Genomic DNA, 25,380 nt, shown 5'->3' on the forward strand with positions numbered 1-25,380 from the left:
CCGATCCTGGCGCGCACGTCCCGAGCCGGGGCGTCGAGGACGGCAGGGGCCGGACGGTCGACGCCTGTCGGAGTTGTCAGGGTTTGCGTGATCGACACACCCGCGCAACACGCGACCGCGACCGTACTGTGGTCGCGGATACAAGATGCAGCCCGCCGCGACGCCCTCGTCCGAAGGGAGTCGTTCATGTCGACGCACCACTGGAGTACAGCAAGCCGGCGCAGTGTGCTGGCCGCCGGTCTCGCCGTCCCACTGGCCGCCGCCGTCGGCGCCGCCCCTGCCCGGGCGTCCCGCGGTCAGGGCGGCGGCCATGGTAGTCATGGCCCCATGTCCGGGAAGTGGGACCATCACCTGAAGTCCACGCCGGAGAACCTGCACTGGGGCGGGTTCCCGATCGGCTGGGAGCCGGGGGTCACGATCCGGTCGGGGCAGACGGCGCGTGTCGACACTCTCTCCCACCAGGGTTTCACCAACCCGGCCATCCACCCGCGCGACTACTTCGGCGCGTTCGGGGTGAAGCCGCGCGAGATCCTGTCCGACGGCATCGCGTTCTGGGAGACGCTCCCCGCACGGCAGGCGGAGAACCGGCAGTACGGAGGGCACGTCCTGACCGGCCCGATCTACGTCCGCGGCGCCGAGCCGGGCGACACCGTCGCGATCGACATCCTCGACATCGACACCCGGGTGCCGTACGGGTTCAACAACACGGCGCCGACCGGTGGCGTCATGGCCGAGTTCTACCGAGGCTGGCGCGAGGGCGACGCCGGCCTCGACATCCCGGCGCAGATCCCGCCGGGCCTGCCCGCGGGCGTCTGGCCGGACGTGCGCACGCACCTCTACCGGACCGGCATGCACCGGGGCGAGGAGGTCGTCTTCTTCTCCGACGACGTCATCATCCCGACGCACAAGTTCCCGGGGATCATCGCGGTCGCCTCACCGACGGGCGAGTTCATCGGCAACACCGAGGACGCCCCGCCACCGGCCACCGGGGTGCAGAACTCGACCCCGCCGGGGAGGTTCGGCGGCAACATGGACGTCCGCGACCTCACCGCCGGGACGACGCTGTACCTGCCGGTCTTCCAGCCGGGTGCGCAGATCTTCATCGGCGACCCGCACAGCTGCCAGGGCGACGGCGAGGTGAGCGGCACCGCCGTCGAGCACTCGCTCGCGGGCACGTTCCGGATCACCCTGATCAAGGACACCGTGACCGAGCTGCCCTGGGCCGAGACCGACGACCACTGGATCATGATGGGCATCCACTGGGACCTCGACCGAGCCATGCGCATCGCCGTCGAGAAGACCGTCGACTTCCTCGTCACCACCCAGGGCATGACCGTCCCGAAGGCCTACTCGTTCGCCTCGATCGCGGTGAACTACCACAACGCCGAGGTCGTCGACCGCACCCAGGTCGTCACGGGTTTCGTCCCGAAGAGCGTCTTCAGGGGCCGTCGCCGCTGACCTGGCCGACGCAGGCGGCCTCGGGTACGGTCCGGACGTGTCCAGGTCCACCGAGCCCGAGGCCGGCCTGCTCGCCGCCGCTCGGCGGGGCGACGAGCACGCCTTCGAGGCGCTGGTGACGCCGTTCCGCGGCGAGGTGCTGGCCCATTGCTACCGGATGCTGGGCTCGTTCCACGACGCCGAGGACGTGCTGCAGGACGCCCTGGTCCGGGCCTGGCGCGGATTGGACGGGTTCGACGGCCGCCGGTCGATCCGGCCGTGGCTCTACCGGATCGCCACCAACCGGTGCCTGACCGCCCTCGAACGACGGCGACGGCGTGAACTGCCGGTCGATCTCGGCCCGGGCGCCCGCGCCGAGGAGGTCCGGTGGATCGAGCCGTTCCCGGACGACCGGCTCGGCACCGAGCCGGATCCCGAGGCACGTACGGTCGCCCGGGAACGCGTCGAGCTGGCGTTCGTCGCCGCGCTGCAGGTACTGACGCCCCGGCAGCGAGCGGTCCTGCTGTTGCGCGAGGTCCTGGGCTTCGCCGCCGCCGAGGTCGCCGTCCAGCTGGACACGACCGTCGCGTCGGTGAACAGCGCGCTGCAGCGGGCGAGGAAGGCGATCGACGGACGGCGGCCCGAGCGCAGTCAGCAGGCGACCCTCGCGGCGCTGGACGATGCCACCGTCCGGCGGATCGCCGAGCGGTACGCCGCCGCCTGGGAGGCCGGCGACGTCGATGCGATCGTGGCGATGCTCACCGACGACGCGCGCTATGCGATGCCGCCGATCGCCGAGTGGTACTCAGGCCGCGACGACATCCGCGCCTTCCTGGCCGCCGGGCCGTTGACGGACCGCTGGCGGTTCCTGCCGGCGCGGGCGAACGGCCAGCCGGCGTTCGGCACCTACCTGTGGGACGGGTCCCGGCGCGTCTTCGTGGCCGCCGCGCTGGACCTGCTCGCCGTCGACGGCGACCGGGTCGCCGAGGTGACCTCGTTCCTCATGCCGGAGACCTTCGCCGATTTCGGCCTTCCCGCCGAGATCCCGGACGACATCGCCCCGGCGCGATGAGTTCGCCGGCACCCGCGGGGTTGTAGGTCGTGACGGACCGACCCGACACCGCAGGAGGAGACCATGAACGACACGACGGCCGAGACCGAGATCCGCTCCCTCATCGAGCGCTGGGCGGCGGCCGCCCAGACCGGTGACCTCGACGGCATCGTCGCCGGCCACACGGCCGACACCGTCATGTTCGACGTGTCGCCACCGGCTGGCGGGGTGCGCGGGCTCCAGGCGTACCGGGACAGCTGGGGGCCGTTCCTCGACATGTCGGCGACGGCGACGGCGTTCGTCTTCCGGGTCACGTCGATCGAGGTCACGGCCGGAGCGGACGTCGCCTTCGCCCACGCACTGCTCGACATCGGGCCGGCGAGCGCACTCGGCCAGGACAGCAGCCCGCTGCGTCTCAGCGTGGGGCTGCGCAAGCAGGACGGACGGTGGCTCATCGCTCACGAGCACCATTCGTTCGCTCGCTCCTGACCGTCGGCCTGGCGGCGATCGCGACGATCTCGTCGGCGAGCTGCCGTGGCGCGTCGAGCGGGACGAATGTCCGCGCCTTCGGCACCGGCACGAAGGCGGCGTCGCGGAACCGCTGCTGGATCCGCCGGCCCAGCTTCGCCGTAAAGGCGCGGTCGCCGGTGCCCCAGACCAGGGTGACGGCGCCCTCGAAGCGGTCCAGCCGGGTCGAGACGTCGAGGAGCTCGTCCGGCTCGACGGCCCTCAGGAACCGCACCAGGTCGCGGACGACACCGTCGTCGCGCAGGGCCGGCTCGATCCACGCGCGGGTCAGCTCGGCCGGGAGGTCGTGGGCGAGCATGCCGAACCCGAGCCACGACTGCCGCAGCGCACGCACCCGCATCCGGCCGGCGAGGAACCGCGCCCGGCGCTCGCTGCGGAGCAGCGCGAACAGCGGCTTGAAGGCCGCCGGCGGGAACACGCCGAGACCGTCGCAGTTGGTGAGGACGACCCGCCCGATGCGCCGTGGATCCTCGTCGACGGCGAACTGGCACAGCGCGCCGCCCGTGTCGTTGCCGACCAGCGTGACCGCGTCCAGGCCCAGAGCCTCCAGGAACTCGAGGACCAGGCGCGCGACGCCGCGGGGCGACAGGTCGGCACCGTCGTTCATGGCCGTGGGGTGCGCGCCGAGCGGCCAGTCGGGCGCGTACGACCGGATCCCGCGCCCGGCGAGGTCATCGGCCACGCGCGACCACAGGGTCCCGTCGGTGAGGAGTGGGTGGACGAAGACGACGGGCGGCGCGGCGGACTCCTCGGGCCCGGCGACGCGGTAGTGGACGGGACCGCCGGACAGCTCGATGGTGGGCATCGGAGGACCTCCTAGACTCGGCGCACGCACTGACGAACAGCCTGCACGGAAGGTAACATACAGACTGTATGAATGTTAAGCGTCGCACCCAAGCGGAACGGTCCGCCGCCACGCGCATCGCGCTCGTCGGGGCGGGGCGGCGGCTCTTCGCTGCCCAGGGGTTCGCCGGCGTCGGCACCGAGGCGATCGTCCGCGAGGCCTCCGTCAGCCGGGGGGCGCTCTACCACCAGTTCGCCGACAAGACCGAGCTGTTCGCGGCGGTGCTCGAGGACGTCGAGCGCGACGTTTCGCAGCACCTCGCCGAGGTCGCGGGCGCCAGGGCCGAGGCGGGCTTCGAGGACGTCATGCTGGGCGCGGTCGAAGCCTGGCTCGAACTCTGCGAACGGCCCGAGATCCAGCGCATCGTGCTCGTCGACGGCCCCTCGGTGCTGGGCTGGATCCGGTGGCGCGAGATCTGCCAGCCCCACGTGCTGGGCCTGATCCGCGCGGTCCTCGAGCAGGGCATGGCCGCGGGCGAGGTGGAGCAGCAGCCGGTGGCCCCGCTGTCGCACGCGCTGATCGCGGTCGCCGACGAGGCCGCGATGTACGTGGCCTCGTCGGCCGACCCCGCCACGGCTCGACGCGAGATGGTCGACGTGGCGCGCCGGCTGCTCTCCTCGCTCACGACCAGCGGCGCCACGCCGGGTCGGTGATCACCGCAGGGCGGGCACGTCCACCATCGACCGGAGCCGGCGGATGCGGTCGGCCGTGGGCGGGTGGGTGCGCAGCAGACCGGCCATGCCGCCGCCGGCCAGCGGATTGGCGATCATCAGGTGCGCCTTCGAGGCGATGGCCGGGTCGGCGGGCAGCGGCAGCGCCCGGGTGCCGCGCTCGATCTTCGCCAGTGCACTGGCCAGCGCGAGCGGGTCGCCGGACAGCTGCGCGCCGTCGGCGTCCGCCTCGTACTCGCGGCTGCGGCTGACGGCGAGCTGGATCAGCCCGGCCGCGAACGGCGCGAGGAACAGCATGAACAGCGCCACGAGCGGATTCGGACCGTCGTCGTCATCGGAGCCCAGCGGGATGACGATGGCCAGGTGGGCGACGGCGGTGACGATGCCCGCCAGCGCCGCGGCGACGCTGGAGATGAGGATGTCGCGGTTGTAGACGTGCGACAGCTCGTGGGCCAGCACCGCGCGCAGCTCACGCGGGGTGAGCAGCCGCAGGATGCCCTCGGTGACGGCGACGGCGGCATGCTCCGGGTTGCGGCCGGTCGCGAACGCATTGGGCTGCACCACCGGGCTGACGTACAGGCGCGGCATGGGCCGGCCACTGGCGACGGCGAGCTCGCGCACCATGGCGTGCAGCTCCGGCGCCTGGGCCGCAGTGACCGGCCGCGCGCCCATGGCCCGCAGCGCGAGCTGGTCCGACCAGAAGTAGCTGCCGGCGTTCATCGCCAGCGACAGAACCGTGGCCAGCATGAGGCCCGTCGTGCCGCCCAGCCAGTAGCCCACGGTCAGGATGAGACCGGTGAGCAGGCCGAGCAGGACGGCGGTCTTGAGTGCGTTGCGATAACGGCGAGTCGTCTGCATGTGTCCTCTCTCTTCGTCGGTGCACTCACCTCTCGAGAGAACGCGCTGACCACGGGTTCTGTTCCAAACCTGCGCGGGGTCGACTCAACCTCGGCGGATCACCGGCGCACCCCGCTGGAGCATTGCGGTGGCCACGGCTGCTACCCGACGCGGCCGTCCGCTGCTCGATCGGGTTCCCTCGCGGCGTCTCGGCGACCGCGAGGGACCCTGATCGGGAGCCGCGCGTCAGCCGGCGGGCGGGATGTTGACGTTGCGGCGGAACAGGTTGCCGGGGTCGTACTGCCGCTTGATCTGCGTGAGCCGCTCCCAGGTGCCGCCGGGGTAGGCCTCGCGCGCTCGCTCGGTGCCGTCCTCGGCGAGGAAGTTGACGTACGCGCCCGGCTCGCCGTTGGCGATCAGTGCCGAGGTGTCGCGGACCCACTGCTCCCGCTCGGCCCGGGTGCCGGGACCGTCGAGGAACGAGGCGACGTTGACCATGAACGGCCGCCCGCGGTGGGAGTAGGCCGTGGCGTCGTCGGCCACCCGCGAGATGGCGCCGCCGAGCGGCCGGAACTGCGTGACGCGCATGGGCGCCGGCGCGGTCTCGAGGCGCTCGAGGACCTGCGTGATCAGGGCGTGGTCGAGCCGGTCGGCGAAGAGGGTGCGGGCGGTGGCCGTCGGGTGGTAGTCGCCGTCGGCGTCGCCCATGAACATCTCGTGGTAGGCGATGGGCCGCACCATGTCGGCGATGGGCTCGGCGAGGGCTCGGATGGGCGCCAGCACCTTCTCGGCCTCGTCGGCCGGTCCGGAGTAACAGACCAGGCCGAAGACCACCATGGTGCCGTGCAGGTCGGCCGGGACGAAGGGCATGGGCGGCGCCGGCATGACGTTGACGATGACGGAGAGCTCGTCGGGCGCCGCGGCCGCCTCGGTGATGAACCCGTGCACGACGTCGGGCGTCGCCGGGAGCATGAGCATGCCGCCCACGACGCCGGGCAGCTCGTGCAGCCGGTACTTGAACCTGGTGACGACGCCGAAGTTGCCGCCGCCGCCGCGGACCGCCCAGAACAGGTCGGGATGGCTTCCGGCGTCGACCTGCAGGATCTGGCCGTCGGCGGTGACGACCTCGGCGGCCAGCACGTTGTCGATGGTCAGGCCGTGCCGGCGGGACAGGAAGCCGACCCCGCCGCCGGTGGTGATGCCGCCGATGCCGACCGTGCCGGTGTCGCCGAAGCCGACCGCCAGGCCGTGCTCGGCGACCGCCTTGGTGACGTCGCCCGCCGTCAGGCCGGTCTGCGCCCACACCGTGCGCTCGTCGACGTCGATGGCGATGGCGCGCAGGTGACGCAGGTCGAGCACGATGCCGTCGTCGACGCTGCTGAGACCGACCGGGTTGTGGCCGCCGCAGCGCACGGCGAGCTCGAGGCCGGTCTCGCGCGCGAGGGCGATGACGCCGGCCACCTCGGTGGGGTCGGTGGGGCGGACGATGACGGCCGGCCGGGTGTCGGTGCCGCCGTAGAACAGACCGCGGGCGGAGTCGTAGTCGGTGTCGCCAGGCGCGATGACCTGGCCTGCGAAGCGGTTTCGGAGGGCGGAGACGTCGAGGGTGGTCAAGGTCAGGGTTCTCCTTCGAGGGTCACCACGCCGGACCGCGAGGGTGTGCCCGTCCGGCGTGGGGACCATTCAACCCCTGACCACCGACAGAGTCAGCATGAATTTCGGCCGGATCTGCCAGCATCCGGTCGCAGTCGGCCACCCGCGCCGCCCGGCCACGCCGTCGCCGTCGGCTACGCGGTCGCCGCCCGGCCGGCGGGAACGGCGAGGTCCTCCATGAGGCGGTCGAAGACCTGGACCCGGTCGAAGCGCATGGCGTAGGTGCGTGCCCGCAGCGCCGCGGCCCGCCGGTCGTCAGGGGCCATCTGCAGGACGACGCGGTCGAGGGCGGCCGCGAGCCCGGCGGGGTCGCCCGCGGCGATCTCGACGGCGGTGTCGCCGACCGACTCCGGGATGCCGCCCGTCGTCGTCGTGACGACCGGGCCACCGCCGGACAGCATGGCCTCGACGAGCGCGATGCCGAACGTCTCGACGAACTCCGGCCGCGGCTTGCTGGGCAGGACGAACGCGGCGCTCCCGTTCATCAGCAGCGGCTTCTCCTCGTCGCTGACGTCGTCGAGGAAGACGATGCGGTCGTCGCCGGCGGCGAGCGCCCGCATCTGGGCGAGCTCCGGTCCCGTGCCGGCGATGACCAGCCTGACCCGGTCGCGTCCGGCCGACGCCTGGTACGCGGCGATGAGGTCGTCGACCCCCTTGGCCAGCGTGACCCGCGACAGGAACAGCAGGTAGCCGTCGCGCTCGAGACCGCGTCGGGCCAGCGCCTCGTCGACGGCCACCGGGTCGAGGTCGACGTAGGCGCCGGTGTCGATGGGCGGGTAGCTGACGGTGACGCGGGCGGCGCACTCGTCGGCGAACCGGGTGCCGCAGACCTGGTCGACCTGCCGTGCCGACTCGATGATGAGGTCGCGGGTGTAGTCCGACACCGCCACGCAGCCGTCGTTGGCCAGGAAGGTCGTCAGCAGGAATGCCGCAGCGCCGGCCCGGCCCTCGGCGATGCTGGTGCGGACGATGTTCGTGATGTCGGAGCCGACGGCCTTCGCGGCGGTGGTGACGTTGAACCCGGCGCCGCTGGCTCGCGCCCCGCGCAGCGCCTCGACCACGGCGTTCGTGTGCGGCGTCAGGTACATCGAGATGCACACCGTCGGGACGCCGTCGGTGAAGAGCTCGTAGAGCCGGCTGGTCAGGCCGAGCACGAAGCGGCCGTCGGGGACGCGGTAGTCGCCGACGGGCTCCGGCCGCTCGACGGTGATGCCCTCGCTGTACGGGAGGATCGAGTCGAGCGGTTTCAACGGGAGACCGGCCGCCTGCAGCGCGGGAATCGGCCAGGTGACGATGCGGACGTCGTCGTATCCCCGGGTGAGCGCGACCTCGGCGAGGTTGCGAGCCTCGCCCGAATGGCCGCAGATCACTGGATCTGCGCGCACGACGATCACCAGGCGGCGGGTGGGTCGGCTCATGGCAACACCTCCGAGTCTCTATCCGTGCGTGCGGTCGGAGACCGACGGCGGACGCACCTTCGTCGCCCAGCCCGAGGGTTCCGGTCCGAGTTCGATCTGCAGGCGGCCTCCGCCGTGCAGTTCGCTTCCGGTGATGAATCCACCGTCGAGTGGCTTGCCGTTGAACGTCGCCGATTGGACGAACTGCGGTGCCGGCTGGGTTCCCGTCTCGCTGCCGATCGGCGACTCCCGGTGCCCGACGGTCTCGACCAGGAACTCGTTGCCGCCGATCTCGAGGCTCGCCGTCGCGAACGCCGGCGCGTTCACCAGGAACAGGTTCTGCCCGGCGACGGGGAACAGGCCCAGCGACGCCCACACGTACCACGAGCTCAGGGCCCCGGAGTCGTCGTTGCCGGGCAGCCCGCCGCGGGTCGGGGCGAACTGGTTCGTCAGCGCGGCGTGCACGATCTCGGCGGTGCGGTCGGGCCGGCCGGCGTAGTGGTAGGCCCACGGCGCCTCCATGTCCGGCTCGTTGTTCAGTCCCTCGAACCGGTGCAGCGCGAGACCCTCGCCGTAGCCGTCGCCGTCGGCGAACGGAGGCGTGCCGAGCTGGCGGACCGGTTCCTTGCCGTACCCGAAGAAGCTGTCGAGCATCTCGACGAACCGGTCGTCGCCGCCGGCGAGCTTGATGCGCGCGGCCATGTCGTGCAGCAGCCGGAACGAGTAGTTCCACCGGCCGCCCTCGTAGTACGTCGACTTCTTCAGCAGCCCGGTGCTGGGCTCGAACGCGTTGGCCCAGTACCGCGACCGCTGCTCCAGCTCGTCGGCCAGCCGGCGGTCGCCGAGACCGCGGGCGATGACGGCGGTGCAGTGGTAGCCGTAGGCGAGGTCGAGCGTGTGGGTGATCGGGTGGACGATGTCCTTCTCGAGGAAGTCCTCGCCGTACACCCGCCGCAGGTCGTCCTGCATGTGCACCAGTGCCCAGTCCCAGTCGATGCCGTCGAGGCCGAGCAGGTACCCGTCGGCCAGCGCCGTATGCGCCAGGGCGCTGCCCTGCCGGAAGAAGCGGTCCGCGCCCTTGGCCATCCGATAGCCGATGGGGAAGTTGCCCTCTTCCTCGCACACCCGGATCAGCGACTCGAGCAGCGCCGCACCCCGCTTCGGCGCCAGTGCCGTGATCAGCGGGATCTGCGTCTTGTAGATGTCCCACATCGTGCAGATGTCGAAGACGAACGGCCCCGACGTCGGCCAGAAGGGGCTCTCGTCGTCGCCGAAGCACGGCTTGATCAGCGAGTGGTACAGGCTGGTGGCGAACACCGTCCGCCGCGCGTCGGTGCCGCCGTCGACCTTCACCTGATCGAAGTACGACGACCACTTCTTCCTGGTGCGCGACCGGCACTTGTCGAACCGGGTGCGGCCCAGGCCCAGCTCGTCGTCCAGATTGGCCCGCGCCTGGTCCGTCCCGCGCAGCGAGAAGCCCATCTTCAGCTCGACCGTCTGCCCGGACAGCGCCGGTCCCATGAAGATCAGGCCGAACGGACGCAGCGTCGTGCGCCGGATGTAGTCGAAGTCGAGCCGTGTCCCGCCGTCGACCAACCGGCGGTCGTACCAGAGCAGCTGCCGCCAGTCAGGGGTGTCGGCCTCGATGAAGACCGACAGCGGCACCCCCTCCATGACGATGGTGCCCTCGGCCTGGCCGTGGCCGAGACTCTGCATGTGGGCGCGCAGCGGCACGGTCCGGCCGTGCTCGATGGCCAGCCCGCCGTACGAGAAGTCGACGACGACGCGGCCGCTGCGGGCCTCGGGGAACGTGTACCGGTGCACGGCCGTCTTCGCCCCGACGGTGACCTCGCACCTGATGCCGGTGTCGAGGGTGGCGCCGTAGTACCCCGGCTCGGCGACCTCGTCGCGCAGCTGCCAGAGCGTCCCGAGCGAGTCGAGCGGCTCGATCATCGGGGTGACGCGGAAGTAGTTGTAGTACTTGCGGATCGCGCCCGTGCCCGACTGCTGGAAATGCGTGAACCCCGACGCCTGCTGCCGGTCGTACAACGGCGTCGGCCGGCCCTCGGTGCTGATGCGATAGACCCCGTACCCCGTCGGGTAGGCCCCCGAGTAGGCACACGCCGACACCATGCCCAGCGGGTAGCTCGCGCCCGGATGGGTGTTGCCGACCTGCGCCTTCGGCCACCACCACGTGGCGGCCAGCCCTTGCGGGTCCGGCAGGTCCGTGGCCATGGTGCCGATGAAGGGATCAACGCTGTCCAGTATGTTCTGCATTCTGCCTGTCCCGAGGTGACCGATCCGTAGCGTCGATATGAACTCCCCATGTCGCGGGCGTCAAGGGCTATGGGTGAGGAGTACCCGTTTGTCACGCGGCTGGCCACCGGCGTCGCGTGGAGGGCGGCCCTGCGAATGGGTAGCCTGTCCGCGGGGCCTCTAGCTCAATTGGCAGAGCAGCGGACTTTTAATCCGCGGGTTCAGGGTTCGATCCCCTGGGGGCCCACCCCTCTGAGCTGCGAATCAGCTGCTGGAGCCCGTCGGTCCTCCGACCGGCGCGTCGTCGACGCCGACCTTGCGTGCGGCCTCTGACCGGCCTCCGACCCCGACCACGGCATCACGTCGCACGCCACGCCGTTCGGGTCGGCGTCGGGAGCTCGACAACCACGTCTCGCACCCGCAGCAGCTGCGCGGAGCCTTCGCGCGAGACGGCCCTGCGCATCTGGAGACCTGACGGCACCTTGTGGATGCGTTCTGCATGCAATATATTGCACATCAGACGGCGATCGCCGGGCTCTTCACAGGATCCGCGCGGGAACTCCCCGGTGCGGGAAGGAGAGGACCAGATCATGAGCACCGACCAGATCAAGAACGTCGTGCTGGTGCACGGCGCGTTCGCCGACGGCTCGGGGTGGCGTGGCGTGTACGAGAACCTGACGGCGCGCGGCTACACGGTGACGATCGTGCAGAACCCGCTCACCTCACTGGAGGACGACGTCGCGGCGACCACCCGGGTTCTGAATCGGCAGGACGGCCCGACGATCCTCGTCGGCCACTCCTGGGGCGGCACGGTCATCACCGAGGCCGGTGTCCACCCGAACGTGGCCGGCCTGGTCTACGTCTCCGCTCTGGCACCCGATGCCGGCGAGACCACGGGCCAGCAGTACGAGGGATTCGCGCCGACACCGGACTTCGTCATCGATGTCGTCGACGACGGGTACGGGTTCCTCGATCACGCCACGTTCAAGGCCGGGTTCGCCCACGACGCCAGCGACGCTGACGCCGCCTTCCTGCGTGACACGCAGATCCCGATCAACATGTCGGTCTTCGACACGCCGCTCGAGAACGCCGCCTGGCGCGACAAGCCCAGCTGGGCCGTCATCGCCACGGAGGACAAGTCGTTCGACCAGGCCATGCTGCAGCACATGGCGACGCGGAGCGGCGCGAAGGTCACCCACGTGTCCGCCAGCCACGCCGTCTTCATGACGCAGGCCGGGGTCGTCTCCGACACCATCGACGACGCCGCGAAGGGCGCTTCGCGCGCCGGTCGGTGAGCCGCCGATCCGCCGCAGGCCGAGCCCCACGCGCGGGCCTCACTCCTCGCTGACAGCCGACAACGTCTTCCAGGTGCCGAAGGCGATCTCGGCGGCGCGGTCCGCGTCACCGAGTGCGCACAGCCGGATGAGTTGGTCGTGGCGCGCCACCGAAGCCTGCCCGCCCAGCGAGGAGAACCGGAGGCGCTCGGCCCTTCGCAGTACGGGAGTGAACTGGTCGAGAACCGTCGCCAGCGCCCGGTTCGACGCCACCGCCACGGGGACGTTGTGCAAGGCATCGTCCGCGCGCAGCGCCGCTTCGACGTCGCCCTTCTCGATCGCGGCGCGAAATCGGGCGTTGGCCTCGCGCATCGCATCGAGGTCGGCGTCGGTGAGGTTGCCGACGGCTTCGCGGACGGCCAGTTGGTGCATGGCGGCGACGACGTCTCGGGCCTCCCGGATGTCGCGCGGGTCCAGGGAGCTCACCGTTGTGGAACGCCCGGGCAGAGCCGAGACCAGGCCTGCTTCCGCGAGGCGCAACAGTGCTTCACGGATCGGGGTCCGGCTGACCCCGAGCCAGGCCGCCAGCTCGGCGTCGCGCAACTGCTCACCGGGTTCCAAGGTGCCGTCGACAATGGCATCGCGGAGCCGGTGGTAGACGTCATCGCGAAGGAGACGCCGACCGATCGACTGAGCGTCCTGAGGGATGGGCATGCAATATATTGCGCACGCTCGCGTGGAGGTTGCAACTCGGTCAGGGCCCGGCACACACCCCGTTTTCGGTCTCCAGCCTTTCGGCCCTGGTGGCGCGTCGATCAGGGCTATAGGAGTGAGCTGGGTCGCCTCACGCTCAGCCCCTGCAGCGAGGCGGCCAAGTCCCCGCGTCGGGGCCGGCCCCCCGTTGCGACCCGGCGCGGGGGCGCCCCCCGCACCCGTCCCGAGCCGGCCGCAGCCGGCTTCGTTCTCTGGACGGCGACGGCGGCCGGCGTCGTCGTGCATGCCGACGTCGAGCTCGACCCGATCCATGCTGACCGAGGCCAGGACGTCGCGCGTGATCTCGGCGTGCACCGGCGGGGCGTCGCTGCCGAAGCGCATGGTCGTGTAGGCACCGCTGAGGAACGCGTCGGTGCTTCCGAGGTCGCGACCCTTCAACTCGAGATCGTGCCCGGTCAGGACGGGTCCCCGTACCTGCCGCCCACCCTGGACCGGCGCAGGCCGCGTCCCGGCGGAATCCGGATGGCCGCCTGCTCGACCTTGCGTCGAGCCTGCTCGGCAGGACGCACAGCGGACAGGATCGGTCCGCCTGATCTGTCACAGTGGGCACCGTGACGGGCGGCGAGGAGCGGGGGACGACGGAGCGGGTGCTGACGCTGCTCGGCCTGCTGCAGCAGCGTCAGGTCTGGACCGGTCCCGAGCTCGCCGAGCGGCTCGGGGTCACGCCGCGAACGGTGCGGCGCGACGTCGAGCGGCTGCGGGCGCTGGGTTACCCGGTGCACGCGAGCCAGGGCATCGGCGGCGGCTACCAGCTCGGCGCGGGGCAGGACCTGCCGCCGTTGCTGCTCGACGACGAGGAGGCGATCGCCACCACCGTCTCGCTGCTGGCGGCCGCGGGCGGCGCGGGTGGCGGCGTCGCCGGGGCCGGCGATGCCGCGCTGCGGGCGCTGACCAAGCTCGACCGGGTGCTGCCGACCCGGCTTCAGCGCGAGGTGCGCGCGCTCTCGGGCTCGGTCGCGTCGTTCAGCGGCGGCCGCACGCCGGTCGACCCCGAGCGGCTGATGACGCTGGCCCGGGCCTGCCGCGACGAGGTCGAGGCCGGCTTCGACTACCCGGCCGGGAGATCCGGGAGCGAGCTGCGACGGCGCCGGGTCGAGCCGTACCGGCTTGTCGCCTCCGACCGCCGCTGGTACCTGCTCGCCTACGACCTCGACCGCGACGACTGGCGCAGCTTCCGCGTCGACCGGATGACCGGGGTGACGGCGCGCACCTGGCGGTTCCGCCCGCGCGAGGCGCCCGACGCGGCGACGTTCGTGCAGGAGAGCGTGGCCAGCCGGGTCTATCCGCGCCAGGCGCGCTTCCTCGTGCACGCGCCGGCCGCGACGGTGCGCGCGCAGGTCTCGGCGTCGGCGGCGGTCGTGCGGCCCCGCGACGACGACCGCTGCGAGGTGCTCAGCGGCGCCGCCGACCTCGACGACGTCCTCATGCGCGTGCTGCTGCTGGGGCACGAGTTCGAAGTCCTCGACCCGCCGGAGCTCGCGAGCCGCTGCCGTGTGCTGGCGCAGCGACTGCTGGCCGCCGGCCCGGGTTGACTGAGCCGCCGCCCGCCCCGACCCACGTTGATCTTGGAGTAACCGCGGAGTCGCGGGGCGATTCGCCCGATTGATCCCGCGGTTACTCCAAGATCAACGTGGGTCGGGGTTGTCATGGGCATATATGCGTGGTCCTATATAGGACATGTCCCTCAGTCATGCGATCCTCGGGCTGCTCGACCTGGCCCCGATGACCGGCTACGACCTCAAGAAGACCTTCGACGGCTCCGTCGCGCACTTCTGGGCCGCCGACCAGGCGCAGATCTACCGCACGCTCGCCGCCCTGGTCGACGACGGCTCCGTCGACGTCCGCGTGGTGCCGCAGAAGGGCCGCCCCGACCGGCGCGAGCACCACATCACCGACGACGGCCGCCGCCGGCTCACCGCCTGGCTCGGCTCCCCGCTCGAGCCGGAGCGCAGCCGCGAGCCGTTCCTCGCCCGCGTCTTCTTCGCCGGCCGCGAGGATCCCGCCGTCGCGCGGAAGCTGCTCGCCGAGCGCCGCGCGGCCACCGAGGAGCGGCTGACGGCGTTGCGCTCGCTCCCCGACCCGGCCGGCACCCCGGCCGAACGACTCCGAACGGCGACCCTGCGCTACGGTGTCAGGCAGCTCGAGGCCGAGCTGGGCTGGATCGACGAGACCGCGGCGGCACTCTGATGCACCTCGCCGAGACTCATCCGAGCGCAGGCCCCAGCGTGCTGTTCCTGCACGGCGGCAACGTCGCCGGCTGGATGTGGCGCGGGCAGGCCGCCGCACTGCCGGACCACCACGGGCTGATCCCCGACCTCCCCGGCTTCGGCGCGTCCGCCGCGGCCGGCGAGCACTGGACCGGCCTCGCCGCCGTCGCCGACGAGCTCGCGGGCCTCATCCGCGAGCATGCCCACGACCGGCGAGCGCACGTCGTCGGGCTCTCGCTGGGCGGCATCGTCGGCACCGTCCTCGCCGCCCGGCACCCGGACATCGTCCGCAGCGTCTTCGTCACCGGGGCCGCGGTGCGCGGCGTCCGCGGCCCGGTCCGTGCGCTCGGCCTCGCCCAGCTGCGGCTGTGGGGCCGGCACGGCTACTGGTCCGGTCTCGCCCGCGCCTACCGGCTGCCCGCGGACTCCGTCGACGAGTTCGTGACGACCGGGCTCGGCATCGACCGCGGCTCCGCGCGCCGCCTGGTGCACGAGATCCACGACGGCGTCCCCGCGGCGACGCTCGACGGGCTCCGGTCGCTCGACGCGCCGCTGCTGGCGATCGCGGGCGAGCGCGAGCGCCGGGCCATCCGCGCGGCGCTGCCCGACATCGCCGGCCGGGCCCCGCACGGCGCCACCGGCCTCGCGCCGGGCATGCACCACGTCTGGAGTGCCGAGGACCCGGACCTGTTCCACCGCGTCCTCGCGCACTGGCTCGCTCACGCCGAGCCGTCGCCGGAGCTCCTGCCGACCACCTAGGACCAGAGCGACGCCGTCTGTGCCCCGGCGTCGTCGGCACGGATGCGCTGGAAGTTCCGCCCGCCGCGGCCGAACGCCGCCACCACGGCGGCCGGCACCCGCGCCACGTCGACGGGCGCGGGCAACCATCGGCATGGCCGCACGTGCACCAGGTCTGCCGCCCGGGCCGGCCCGCTCGCGTCGTAGCGGTACGGGCCGTCGAGCCGGCCGAGCAGGTAGGCGCCGTCGACGTCGCGGGTCCAGGCGAACGCGCCGTCGGGCACCGCCGCGAACCGCAGCAGCCGCCGGGCCGCACGCTCGCCGTAGGCCCCGTCCACCGCGGAGGCCGCCTCCTCGGCAGAGCCGGGTGGCGACGACGGCGGCAGCTCACCTCCCAGCCCGCACACGCCGGCCGCCAGCGCCCGCTCGACCCCGGCGCCGTCTGGCACCTCCGGCCGGCGCGAGCGCATGGGCGCGCGGTAGACGAGCGGCTCCATCAGGCCGGCACGGACGCCGCATGGCGCGCGACCCAGGCCTCGTACTCGGAGTCGTCCTCGGGCGTGCGGTCGATCAGCTCGGTCAGCAGCGTCCGCGCGGTGTCGAGCGCGTCGATGGCCGCCGTGATGCGGTCGCGCTCGGCCTCGAGCGGCGGCAGCATGGAGCGGCAGCCGGGCATGAGGCCGTCGCCGGTGTCGACCATGCACGGCAGCAGGTCGGCGATCAGGTGGCTGGGCAGCCCGGCCGCCAGCAGCGACCGCACGTGCCCCACGGTCTCGACGTCGGACGGCGCGTAGTCGCGGTAGCCGCTGGGCAGTCGCGCCGGCGTCAGGAGGCCCTGCTCCTCGTAATAGCGCAGCGCCCGCTCCGTCGCGCCGGTCCGCCTCGCAAGTTCACCGATCCGCATGCCGCTCCTCATCGCTTGACCTTCACGCCGACGTGAAGCTTTAGCGTACCTGGCATGACGACATCGCCGCAGGTCACCGTGCTCGGGCTCGGCAACATGGGCCGAGCTCTCGCCAAGGCCTTCCTCGCCCACGGCCACCCCACGACCGTCTGGAACCGCTCCCCGGAGAAGGGCGCCGAGGTGGTCGCCGCGGGCGCGACGCGAGCCGCCACCGTCGCCGACGCGGTGAGGACCGCCGACCTCGTCGTCGTGTGCGTCGTCGACTACAAGGTCGCGCGGCAGCTCCTCGAGCCGGCGGCCGCCGCGCTGCGCGGCCGGACCGTGGTGAACCTGACCGCCGACTCCCCCGGCGCCGCGCGCGATCTGGCGGCGTGGGCGGCCGAACACGGCATCGACTACCTCGACGGGTCGATCATGACGCCGACGATCACCATCGACACTCCGGACGCGGTGCTGATCTACAGCGGCCCGGCCGGCCTCTACCAGCGCCACGCGCCGACCCTCGCCGCGCTCGGCGGCAGGCAGCACCACCTCGGCGCCGACCCCGGCCGGGCCGCCGCCTTCGACGTCGCGCTGCTGGACCTGTTCTGGACCGCGGTCTCCGGCCTGACGCACGCGTTCGCGCTGGCCAAGGCCGAGGGTGTCGACGGCGCCGACCTCGCGCCGTTCGCCACCTCGATCGCCGGCCTGCTCGCGAGCTCCGTCGACGAGCTCGCCGAGCGCGTCGACCACGACCGCCACGACGCCGACGTCGCGACGCTGGAGACCGTCGCCGCGGGATTGGCGCACGTCATCGAGGCGGCCGACCGGCGCGGCCTGGACACCAGCGTCCAGCGGGCCGCGCACGCCCAGATGCGCCGGGTCATCGACGCCGGTCATGGCGCGGACGACGTGTCGCGGCTCAGCGCCGCACTGCTTCCGGGCGGCTGACCAGCGTCCTCTTTGCGCCATTGGCGCCTACCTGCCACGGATAGTCCTTCCGTGACGGGTCGCGGCGGTGCCAGATTGTCCGGACCGGACATCCCGGCACCACGTCTCACCCTGCAGGAGGAGCCGTGCGACCACGCCGACCGAGCCGACCGAGCCGACCGAGCCGCCTCGTCGTGACCGGAGCCGCCGTCGCCGCGATGGTCGCCGCCCTGCTGCCGGCAGCGGCGAGTGCACCGGCCGCCAGCGCCCCGGCCGCTCGCGCCGCGGAACCGGCCACCTCCTCCGTCACGCTCCTCACGGGCGACGTCGTCACCGTCGCGCAGGAGCCGGGCGGCGAGCGGACCTACGCCGTCACTCCGGCGCCGCGCGAGAACGGCCGCTCGGTGACGTTCACCAGCGTGTCCGACGGCGACAACCACTACGTCCTGCCGTCGGACGCGTTCGGGCTGGTCGCGAGCGGGACGGTGGACCGGCGGCTGTTCGACGTCGCGCACCTGGAGCCGGGCGGCCCGCCGCCGGTCATCGTCCGGTACGACGGCGTCAGCCCGCGGCTGCGCAGCACCCCGGTCGCGCGGACGCTCGAGTCGATCGACGCCGTCGCGCTCGACCCGCAGGACGCGACAGGGCTGTGGGCCGACCTCACCCAGCCTGGCACGAGCGCCCGCGCCGCCGCGCTGACCAGCGGCGTCGCCAACGTCTGGCTGGACGCGACCATCCGCGCCGACCTCGACGTCAGCGTCCCGCACATCGGCGTCCCGGCGGCGTGGGCGGCCGGGTACGACGGCGCCGGCGTCACCGTGGCGGTCCTCGACACCGGGATCGACGCCGCCCACCCCGACCTCGCCGGCCGGGTCACGGCGACGCGGAACTTCACGACCGACGACGACGCCGTCGACCACCACGGGCACGGCACCCACGTCGCCGCGACGGTCGCGGGCACCGGCGCCGCGCCCGGCGCCGGTCCGGGTGTCGCACCCGGCGCCGACCTCATGATCGGCAAGGTTCTGACCAGCGGGGGCACCGGGCAGCTGTCGTGGGCCATCGACGGCATGGAGTGGGCCGCCCGCAACGGCGCCGACGTCGTCAACCTCAGCCTCAGCGCGCCCGCGACCGACGGCACCGACCCCGGCAGCCTCGCCGTCGACGCGCTGTCCGCGGAGACCGGCACGCTCTTCGTCGTCGCGGCCGGCAACGACTACAGCGACGCCGCCGTCGGCACGCCCGGCGCGGCCACCAGCGCGCTCACCGTCGGCGCCGTCGACGACACCGACGCCCTCGCCGACTTCAGCAACCGCGGCCCCCGACGGGGCGACGCCGCGATCAAGCCGAACCTCACCGCACCCGGCGTCGGCATCGTCGCCGCCCGCGCGGCCGGCACCAGCATGGGCACACCCGTCAGCGACCTGCACACCAGCGCCAACGGCACGTCCATGGCCACGCCGCACGTCGCCGGCGCCGCGGCGCTGCTCGCCCAGGCGCACCCCGACTGGGGCTACGCCGAGCTGAGGGACGCCCTCGCGTCGACGGCCGCGCCCGGCGCCCACACCCCGTTCCAGCAGGGCGCGGGCCGGGTCGACGTCGCCCGGGCGGTCGAGCAGGGCGTGTACGGGCCGGCCAGCCTGGACTTCGGCCGCATCGCGGACCCCGCGACGGCGCCGGTCACCCGCACGCTGACCTACCGCAACACCACCGGCGCCGCCGTCACCCTGGATCTCGCGGTCACCGGCACCGGGTGGGACGGCCGCACCATCCCGTCCGGCGACGTCCGGTTGAGCGACACGGCCCTCACCGTCCCCGCGAACGGCACCGCCACCGTCGACCTCACCGCCGACCCGACGGCCCTCGACGCGGGCGTCTACTCCGGCGTCGTGACGGCGACCGGCGCGACCGGCGCGGCCGGCGCCATCGCGACGAGGACGCCGTGGAGCCTCTACGAGGCCGGCGTCACCCACGCCCTCGACATCGCCGCGACCAACCGCCGCGGCGCTCCGGCCGACCCGGGCCTGCCGGTCTGGGTGGTCAAGGTCGACCCGGGCTTCGTCGCCAACGACCCGTTCCGCACCTGGAACCACTTCGCCTGGACCGACTCCGAGGGCCGCGCGAGCCTCGACGTCGCCGAGGGCGTGTACGACGTCTACGCGCAGATCACGACGTGGGACCTGCAGGCGACGGAGTCGACCATCGCCGTCGCGAGTGAGCTCGCGGTCCGCGCCGACACCGCCGCCCACCTGGACGCCCGCGACGCCGTTCTGCGCAACCCCGAGGTCGGCGAGCCGGTCGACCTGCTCATGGGCGAGATCGGCGTGCTCCGCAGCACCCCCGACGGCCGGCTGTTCGGCGTCGGCGCGCTGTTCGACCAGTCCAGCGAGTGGACGCTGTACACGACGCCGACCCCCGATCCGCAGCTGGGCCGGACCGAGTCGTACACGAAGTGGGCCCTCGGCTCGACGCTGGCCGAGCTGCGCGGGCCCGGCTTCCGGGCCACGCCGGAGTACTGGCCGCACCTCGCCGGACCCGCGCTCGACGGCGACCGGCGGTTCCCCGTCGTCGACGCCGGCGACTCCGGCGACGGCGCGTCCGCCGACCTGCCCGCCGCCCGCGACGCCCTGGCGCTGGTCCGGATCCGGATCCCGGCCGGCGAGCCGTACGGGTACGCGTACGCGCTCAGGGAGATCCAGCGGGTCACGGCGGCGGCGGCCGAGGCCGGGGTCGCGGGCCTGCTGGTCTACGCCGACACCCCCGGCGCGCTGGGCATCCAGCTCCAGGCGACGCCGCTGCTGCAGCTCGGCCTCAGCCGGGCCGACGGCGACGCGCTGCGGCAGGCGATCGCGGCCGGCCGGGTCCGCCACCTCGACGTCGACGCGCGCCGCTCGCCCGAGCGCGTCTACCACCTGCGCCTGGGCCACGAGGGCGGCTTCCCGGCCGACGGCCCCGCCGTCGTCGAGCCGGGCGACCTCACCACGCTGCAGAGCCGCTACCACACCGACACCCCCGGCCACGAGGGCACGCACGCCTGGTTCGCGTTCAGCCCGACGATGCCGGACAGCGCGCAGCTCACGCTCGGGCTCTGGGGCGGCAGCGCCCGCACCGAGCTGGTCGCCGCCTCCGGCCCGCCGCTGCGCTGGCTGCGCTGGCTGCGCGAGACGACCATGGAGGGCGCCGCGCTGCGGGCCTGGAACGTGTTCGAGCCTGGTGACCGGCTGCCGGCCGAGCGCTGGTTCGAGTCACCGGTCCACTACGGCGCGCTGGACGTCGACGGCGCCTTCCCGACTGTGCTGCGTTGCACGTTCTGCCGCCAGGGCGACCGGTTCGTCACCGGCCAGTACCGCCTCGACGCGCAGGGCGACCACTACCAGCACGCCTGGTTCGAGCAACCGGCCGTCCGGCTGTTCCGCGGCGGCGAGGAGCTGCCGGTCCGTGGCTCGGTCAACCAGTGGTTCCAGCTCCCGGCGGGCACCGGGGACTACCGGCTGACCATGGACTACGTCCAGCCCGGCCCGCCCGACGGCCTGGCCACGCGCATCGCGACGGAGTGGGAGTTCACGTCGGCGCCGCCGGCCCCGAACCAGCTGCCGGAGGCCTACGAGTGCCCCGTCGCCGCGCTCACCGACCCGTGCGCGTTCCAGCCGCTGCCGCAGCTGCAGTGGGACCTCGGCCTCGACCTGGTCAACAGCGCGCCGGCCGGCCGGCGGCACACCGTCGGGCTGCACGCCGCTGCGCCCGGCGGCGGCCCGGCCGCCGAACGGCTGCGGGTCTGGTTCTCCGTCGACGACGGCGTCAGCTGGCGGCCCGCCCAGGTCCGGCCCGACGGCCGCCCGGGCAGCGGCGACTTCCGGGTCACCGTTCCGCACCCGGACCTCGGCGCCACGAACGGCCACGTCTGGCTGCGCACCGAGGCGTGGACGGCCGGCGGCGACTCCGTCACCCAGACGATCGAGCGCGCGTACCGGCTCACCGACTGACGCGCGCGCTCGACCGCACCACCGCAGCACCCCCACCCCCCCCCGAGAGGACGACGCGATGCCCCCGATTGCGCCCAGGTCCCGCTCCCGCTTGTGGTCCGCCGCCGCGCTGACCATCGCCCTGACCGCGACGGCCGGAGCGACGGCCGCCTCCGCACCCACGACGGCGCCGCAGGCTGCCGCCGTCGGCGCCCCGACGGCCACCGGCGAGTCCGCCACCAGAGTCACCCTCATCACCGGCGACGTCGTCCACGTGACCACCGTCGACGGGAAGACGTCGGTCGCGGTCGACGCCGCGGACGGGGGCGCCGTCGAGGCCTATGAGTTGGACGGCGACACCTACGTCGTCCCGGCCCGGGTCGCGCCGCGGGTCCGCGCGGGCACCGTCGACGACCAGCTGTTCAACGTGACCCGGCTGATCGAGAGCGGGTACGCCGACGACGCGACCGGTGAGCTGCCGGTCATCGTCACCTACGACGGCGCCGCCGCCCGGTCCGCGGCCGGCACCGCGCAACGCGCGGAGGCACTGCCCGCGAGCGACGCCACTCTCCCGCTGCCGAGCATCGACGGCGCCGCGGTCGAGGTCGCCAAGGACGCGGCGGCGGACTTCTGGGCCGCGGTCGAGACCGACGCGGCCGTCGACGCCGTCTGGCTCGACGGCAACGTCGCCGCCACCCTCGACGTCAGCGTCCCGATGGTCGGCGCACCCGAGGCCTGGGAGCAGGGCCTCGACGGCACCGGCACCACCGTCGCCGTCCTCGACACCGGCATCGACGCGAACCACCCGGACGTCGCCGGCAGCATCGCCGAGCAGCAGGACTTCACCGGCGGCGACGACCCCACCGACCGGCACGGTCACGGCACCCACGTCGCCGCGACGGTCGCGGGCAGCGGCGCCGGGTCCGACGGCGCCCGCCGCGGCGTCGCCCCGAGCGCGGACCTGATGATCGGCAAGGTGCTCGACGACGGCGGCAGCGGCCAGGACTCGTGGGTCATCGCCGGCATGGAGTGGGCCGCGCGGAACGGCGCCGACGTCGTCAGCATGAGCCTCGGCGGCTACCCCAGCGACGGCACCGACCCGCTCAGCCAGGCCGTGAACGAGCTGACCGCCGAGACCGGCGCGCTGTTCGTCATCGCCGGCGGCAACTACGGCCCGGGCGAGTACTCGCTGACCAACCCGGGCAGCGCCGACGCCGCGCTCACCGTCGGCAACGTCACGAAGGCCGACGAGCTCGCGGCGTCGTCCGGCCGCGGGCCGCGGGTCGGCGACCACGCGATCAAGCCGGACATCACCGCGCCGGGCACCGACATCGTCGCCGCGAGGGCCGCCGGCACCGCGATGGGCACGCCCGTCGACGGCCTCTACACCAGCGCGTCGGGCACCTCGATGGCCACGCCGCACGTCGCCGGCGCCGCCGCGATCGTCCGCCAGCAGCACCCGGACTGGACGCCGGAGCAGGTCAAGGCCGCTCTGGTGTCGACGGCGATCCCGCGCGACGGCCTCACCGTCTACCAGCAGGGCGGCGGCCGGCTCGACGTCGCGACCGCCGTCGGCCAGGGCGTCTACGCCGGGCCGGCGCCGCTGAACTTCGGCTACCTGCCGTACCCGCAGACCGAGCTGGAGCCGATCGTCCGCACCGTCACGTTCTCCAACGACACCGACGCGCCCGTGCCGCTGCAGCTCACGGCGTCGGCGACTGTCGGGACGACGCCCGCGCCGGCCGGCATGATCACGCTCGGTGCGCCGTCGGTCACCGTTCCGGCGCAGGGCACCGCCACCGTCGACGTCACCCTCGACCCGTCGCTGGGCGCCGCGGGCCTGTACAGCGGCTTCGTCACCGGCACGGGTCCCGGTGGCGTGAGCGTGACGCTGCCGCTCGGGCTGAACAAGGAGCCCGAGGTCTACGACCTCACCGTCACCGTCCTGGACCGCACGGGCGCGCCGAACCGCGGCGCGACCGTCCAGATCGGCAGCGTCGACGACTCCTCCTCGCACCTGTCGTTCCCGAACCTCGACGCGCGCGGCCAGGCGACGGTGCGGGTGCCACCGGGGACGTACAGCGCGCTGAGCATCATGACCGAGCTCGACGGCGACCGGTACACGTACACGTTCGCCGGCGACCCGCAGATCGAGGTCGCGCCGGGCGGGGCGAGCGTCGTGCTGGACGGCCGCACAGCGGTCCCGGTCACCGCCGACGTCGGCCGGCCCGCCGAGGGCATCACCGCCAAGCTGGAGTTCTGGCGCTACCCGGTGACCGGCGAGTCGATGCACTACCGCTACCTGCTCGGCGAGCCGTTCACCGACATGTACGCGACGCCGACCGAGCAGGTGACGAAGGGCGGCTTCCACCTGGTGACGGCGCTCTCGCTGGCCGCGCCGGACATCGTCGTCGAGGGAGCCGGGCTGCCGGCGTTCGAGCCGGAGTACTTCGTCTACGCACCGGAGCTGCCCGAGGGCCGCTACCGCCGGGACGTCGTCGACGCGGGCGAGGCCACGCCGGCCGAGCTGGCCGCCGTCGACCTCGAGGGCAGGATCGCGCTGGTCGAGGCGACCGGCGGGCAGTGGAGCGAGCAGATCACGGCCGTGGCCGAGGCGGGTGCCGAGCTCGCCCTCCTCTACAGCCGGTCCGGCTACCCGTTCGCCGGCGTCGTCGAGCGAGGACTGCCCATCCCGGCCGCCGCGCTGGACATCGGCGAGGCGGAGGCGCTGCTGGCGCGGGACGGCTCGGCCGTGACGGTGCGGAGCACGCCGGACAGCCCGTACCTCTATGACCTGCGGTTCGACGAGGACGGCGGCGTGGGGACGGACCTCACCCATCAGATCGGCCCGGACGACCTCGCCACCGTCGCGTCGAGCTATCACTCCGACGCGCCGGAACGGTCGGTCGCCGACGTCAACGCCTCGTTCGCGCCCTGGCAGGACTGGTCGTTCGACTCGTTCCGCTACTTCCGCGCGCCGGTCGAGCGCACGGAGTACGTGATCGCGTCGCCCGGCACGCTCTGGCTGAAGCAGGTGGCCGGCTACGAGACCGCCGACGTGGTCCTCGGCCGGATGGTCCGCGACCGGCTGCGGCATCTCGCGGCCGGCGACGAGGTCGCCGACACCTGGTTCGGCGGGCCGTTCGTGCCGTCGCCGCGGCGTGAGGTGCTCGACCAGGACCGCATCGGCATCCCCTGCCCGGCCTGCCGCGACGCCGACGAGCTGTTCCTCTGGATCGAGGACTTCGCCGACTCCGGCGACGGCCACTACGGCGCCTGGGACACCCGCTGGGAGAACTCCGCGACCCGCCTCTACCGCGACGACCAGCTGGTGCTCAGCCGGCGGACCGGGCGCGGCGTGCTGCCCGCGGTCGCGGCGGACTCGGAGTACCGGCTCGAGATCGACGCGTGGTCCGACGCGCCGTGGAGCTGGGGCACCCGGTCGACGACGGCGTGGACGTTCGAGTCCGCGGCCCCGTCCGTCGTGGATCCGGAGCAGCTGCCGGACTGGTACCGCTGCACCGACGGCGGGCACCGCAACTGCGCGTTCGTGCCGCTGCTGTTCGCGTCGTACGACGTGCCGCTGGACCCGCTGAACCGGGCGCCGTCGGGCCGCACCTTCCAGTTCGGGCTCACCGTCGGCGGGCAGGTGGGTGCGCCGCCGCCGCCGCTGCACCGGGTGCGGGTCGAGGTGTCGTTCGACGACGGCGGCAGCTGGCGGCCCGCCGCGGTCCGGCCGGCCGGCGCGAGCGGCACGTACGCCGTCACCGTCAAGCACCGGAAGGACGCCGACCACGTGTCGCTGCGGATCGACGCCCAGGGCGACGGGACCCGGCTGGAGCAGGAGGTGATCCGGGCCTACCCGCTGGATTGATCCGCTGGAATCTCCTCTGGACGCCGTGAGCTGCGTCGTGATACACCTTGTATCGTGAATGATG

Annotated in this window: 19 protein-coding genes and 1 tRNA gene; 12 read left to right on the forward strand and 8 right to left on the reverse strand. The window is 73.1% G+C overall.

Translation table 11 applies throughout. From position 1 onward, the window contains the following. The first annotated feature begins 186 nt into the window (after positions 1-186). The 3 genes from E1212_RS05070 to E1212_RS05080 all read left to right on the forward strand — a co-directional run bounded on the left by E1212_RS05070 (position 187) and on the right by E1212_RS05080 (position 2,977). Entirely contained in the window at positions 187-1,458 is a 1,272-nt protein-coding gene (locus E1212_RS05070; protein ID WP_131979991.1) for an acetamidase/formamidase family protein, read from the forward strand. 37 nt (positions 1,459-1,495) lie between these two features. Next, the gene (locus E1212_RS05075) at positions 1,496-2,509 is read left to right on the forward strand and encodes a sigma-70 family RNA polymerase sigma factor (protein ID WP_131979993.1); all 1,014 of its coding nucleotides are present in this window, start codon (positions 1,496-1,498) and stop codon (positions 2,507-2,509) included. A gap of 63 nt (positions 2,510-2,572) precedes the next feature. Next, a complete protein-coding gene (locus E1212_RS05080) occupies positions 2,573-2,977 on the forward strand; it encodes a YybH family protein (protein ID WP_131979995.1) in 405 nt (134 codons plus the stop codon). On the opposite strand, the gene E1212_RS05085 is transcribed toward E1212_RS05080, so the two are convergent. After that, on the reverse strand, positions 2,940-3,821 hold the full coding sequence (locus tag E1212_RS05085) for an alpha/beta fold hydrolase (RefSeq protein ID WP_131979997.1): 882 nt from the start codon (positions 3,819-3,821) through the stop codon (positions 2,940-2,942). The two genes, E1212_RS05080 and E1212_RS05085, sit on opposite strands and share 38 nt — an antisense overlap. 68 nt (positions 3,822-3,889) lie before the next feature. On the opposite strand from E1212_RS05085, the gene E1212_RS05090 reads away from it, so the two are divergent. Beyond that, positions 3,890-4,513, forward strand: a complete 624-nt coding sequence (locus tag E1212_RS05090; RefSeq protein WP_131979999.1) for a TetR/AcrR family transcriptional regulator — start codon at positions 3,890-3,892, stop codon at positions 4,511-4,513. Here the strand turns inward: E1212_RS05090 and E1212_RS05095 are convergent, their stop codons facing one another. From E1212_RS05095 to E1212_RS05110, 4 genes are all read right to left on the reverse strand, one after another. Then, entirely contained in the window at positions 4,514-5,389 is an 876-nt protein-coding gene (locus E1212_RS05095; RefSeq protein ID WP_131980001.1) for a M48 family metalloprotease, read from the reverse strand. 225 nt (positions 5,390-5,614) lie between these two features. After that, on the reverse strand, positions 5,615-6,982 hold the full coding sequence (locus E1212_RS05100) for an FAD-binding oxidoreductase (protein ID WP_203416424.1): 1,368 nt from the start codon (positions 6,980-6,982) through the stop codon (positions 5,615-5,617). Positions 6,983-7,155: 173 nt separating this feature from the next. Continuing rightward, entirely contained in the window at positions 7,156-8,439 is a 1,284-nt protein-coding gene (locus tag E1212_RS05105) for a glycosyltransferase (protein ID WP_131980005.1), read from the reverse strand. Between the two features lie 18 nt (positions 8,440-8,457). Beyond that, complete coding sequence (locus tag E1212_RS05110) at positions 8,458-10,695, reverse strand: glycoside hydrolase domain-containing protein (RefSeq protein WP_131980007.1); 2,238 nt, start codon at positions 10,693-10,695, stop codon at positions 8,458-8,460. Positions 10,696-10,848: 153 nt separating this feature from the next. Between E1212_RS05110 and E1212_RS05115 the strand changes: the two genes are divergently transcribed. Both E1212_RS05115 and E1212_RS05120 read left to right on the forward strand, forming a co-directional pair. Beyond that, positions 10,849-10,921, forward strand: a tRNA-Lys gene (locus E1212_RS05115). Positions 10,922-11,264: 343 nt separating this feature from the next. Next, complete coding sequence (locus E1212_RS05120; protein ID WP_131980009.1) at positions 11,265-11,969, forward strand: alpha/beta hydrolase; 705 nt, start codon at positions 11,265-11,267, stop codon at positions 11,967-11,969. 39 nt (positions 11,970-12,008) lie between these two features. Here the strand turns inward: E1212_RS05120 and E1212_RS05125 are convergent, their stop codons facing one another. Beyond that, entirely contained in the window at positions 12,009-12,662 is a 654-nt protein-coding gene (locus E1212_RS05125; RefSeq protein ID WP_131980011.1) for a GntR family transcriptional regulator, read from the reverse strand. A 611-nt stretch (positions 12,663-13,273) separates the two neighbouring features. On the opposite strand from E1212_RS05125, the gene E1212_RS05130 reads away from it, so the two are divergent. From E1212_RS05130 to E1212_RS05140, 3 genes are all read left to right on the forward strand, one after another. Beyond that, the gene (locus E1212_RS05130; protein ID WP_203416428.1) at positions 13,274-14,254 is read left to right on the forward strand and encodes a helix-turn-helix transcriptional regulator; all 981 of its coding nucleotides are present in this window, start codon (positions 13,274-13,276) and stop codon (positions 14,252-14,254) included. A gap of 145 nt (positions 14,255-14,399) precedes the next feature. Further along, positions 14,400-14,909, forward strand: a complete 510-nt coding sequence (locus tag E1212_RS05135; RefSeq protein ID WP_131980015.1) for a PadR family transcriptional regulator — start codon at positions 14,400-14,402, stop codon at positions 14,907-14,909. Next, positions 14,909-15,688 (forward strand): alpha/beta fold hydrolase, encoded by a 780-nt coding sequence (locus tag E1212_RS05140; protein WP_131980017.1) that lies wholly within the window; start codon positions 14,909-14,911, stop codon positions 15,686-15,688. The genes E1212_RS05135 and E1212_RS05140 overlap by 1 nt, the downstream gene beginning before the upstream one ends. Here the strand turns inward: E1212_RS05140 and E1212_RS05145 are convergent. Further along, the gene (locus E1212_RS05145; protein ID WP_131980019.1) at positions 15,685-16,164 is read right to left on the reverse strand and encodes a GAF domain-containing protein; all 480 of its coding nucleotides are present in this window, start codon (positions 16,162-16,164) and stop codon (positions 15,685-15,687) included. The genes E1212_RS05140 and E1212_RS05145 overlap by 4 nt on opposite strands. Further along, complete coding sequence (locus E1212_RS05150) at positions 16,164-16,571, reverse strand: MerR family transcriptional regulator (protein ID WP_131980021.1); 408 nt, start codon at positions 16,569-16,571, stop codon at positions 16,164-16,166. The genes E1212_RS05145 and E1212_RS05150 overlap by 1 nt, the downstream gene beginning before the upstream one ends. Positions 16,572-16,625: 54 nt before the next feature. Between E1212_RS05150 and E1212_RS05155 the strand changes: the two genes are divergently transcribed. The 3 genes from E1212_RS05155 to E1212_RS05165 all read left to right on the forward strand — a co-directional run bounded on the left by E1212_RS05155 (position 16,626) and on the right by E1212_RS05165 (position 25,316). Further along, positions 16,626-17,501: an NAD(P)-dependent oxidoreductase gene (locus tag E1212_RS05155; protein ID WP_131980023.1), complete on the forward strand. Its 876-nt coding sequence runs from the start codon at positions 16,626-16,628 to the stop codon at positions 17,499-17,501. Between the two features lie 173 nt (positions 17,502-17,674). Further along, on the forward strand, positions 17,675-21,463 hold the full coding sequence (locus tag E1212_RS05160; RefSeq protein WP_131980025.1) for a S8 family peptidase: 3,789 nt from the start codon (positions 17,675-17,677) through the stop codon (positions 21,461-21,463). A gap of 58 nt (positions 21,464-21,521) precedes the next feature. Beyond that, the gene (locus E1212_RS05165) at positions 21,522-25,316 is read left to right on the forward strand and encodes a S8 family serine peptidase (protein ID WP_131980027.1); all 3,795 of its coding nucleotides are present in this window, start codon (positions 21,522-21,524) and stop codon (positions 25,314-25,316) included. Positions 25,317-25,380 lie beyond the last annotated feature (64 nt).

The sequence above is a fragment of the Jiangella ureilytica genome, assembly GCF_004348545.1.
Lineage (GTDB): Bacteria > Actinomycetota > Actinomycetes > Jiangellales > Jiangellaceae > Jiangella > Jiangella ureilytica.

Coding starts and splice junctions, on each gene's coding strand:
- E1212_RS05095 (WP_131980001.1), bottom strand. CDS start 5,389: ATGCAGACGACTCGCCGTTATCGCAACGCACTCAAGACCGCCGTCCTG.
- E1212_RS05150 (WP_131980021.1), bottom strand. CDS start 16,571: ATGCGGATCGGTGAACTTGCGAGGCGGACCGGCGCGACGGAGCGGGCG.
- E1212_RS05110 (WP_131980007.1), bottom strand. CDS start 10,695: ATGCAGAACATACTGGACAGCGTTGATCCCTTCATCGGCACCATGGCC.
- E1212_RS05090 (WP_131979999.1), top strand. CDS start 3,890: ATGAATGTTAAGCGTCGCACCCAAGCGGAACGGTCCGCCGCCACGCGC.
- E1212_RS05165 (WP_131980027.1), top strand. CDS start 21,522: ATGCCCCCGATTGCGCCCAGGTCCCGCTCCCGCTTGTGGTCCGCCGCC.
- E1212_RS05120 (WP_131980009.1), top strand. CDS start 11,265: ATGAGCACCGACCAGATCAAGAACGTCGTGCTGGTGCACGGCGCGTTC.
- E1212_RS05145 (WP_131980019.1), bottom strand. CDS start 16,164: ATGGAGCCGCTCGTCTACCGCGCGCCCATGCGCTCGCGCCGGCCGGAG.
- E1212_RS05070 (WP_131979991.1), top strand. CDS start 187: ATGTCGACGCACCACTGGAGTACAGCAAGCCGGCGCAGTGTGCTGGCC.
- E1212_RS05135 (WP_131980015.1), top strand. CDS start 14,400: ATGTCCCTCAGTCATGCGATCCTCGGGCTGCTCGACCTGGCCCCGATG.
- E1212_RS05155 (WP_131980023.1), top strand. CDS start 16,626: ATGACGACATCGCCGCAGGTCACCGTGCTCGGGCTCGGCAACATGGGC.
- E1212_RS05105 (WP_131980005.1), bottom strand. CDS start 8,439: ATGAGCCGACCCACCCGCCGCCTGGTGATCGTCGTGCGCGCAGATCCA.
- E1212_RS05125 (WP_131980011.1), bottom strand. CDS start 12,662: ATGCCCATCCCTCAGGACGCTCAGTCGATCGGTCGGCGTCTCCTTCGC.
- E1212_RS05140 (WP_131980017.1), top strand. CDS start 14,909: ATGCACCTCGCCGAGACTCATCCGAGCGCAGGCCCCAGCGTGCTGTTC.
- E1212_RS05085 (WP_131979997.1), bottom strand. CDS start 3,821: ATGCCCACCATCGAGCTGTCCGGCGGTCCCGTCCACTACCGCGTCGCC.
- E1212_RS05080 (WP_131979995.1), top strand. CDS start 2,573: ATGAACGACACGACGGCCGAGACCGAGATCCGCTCCCTCATCGAGCGC.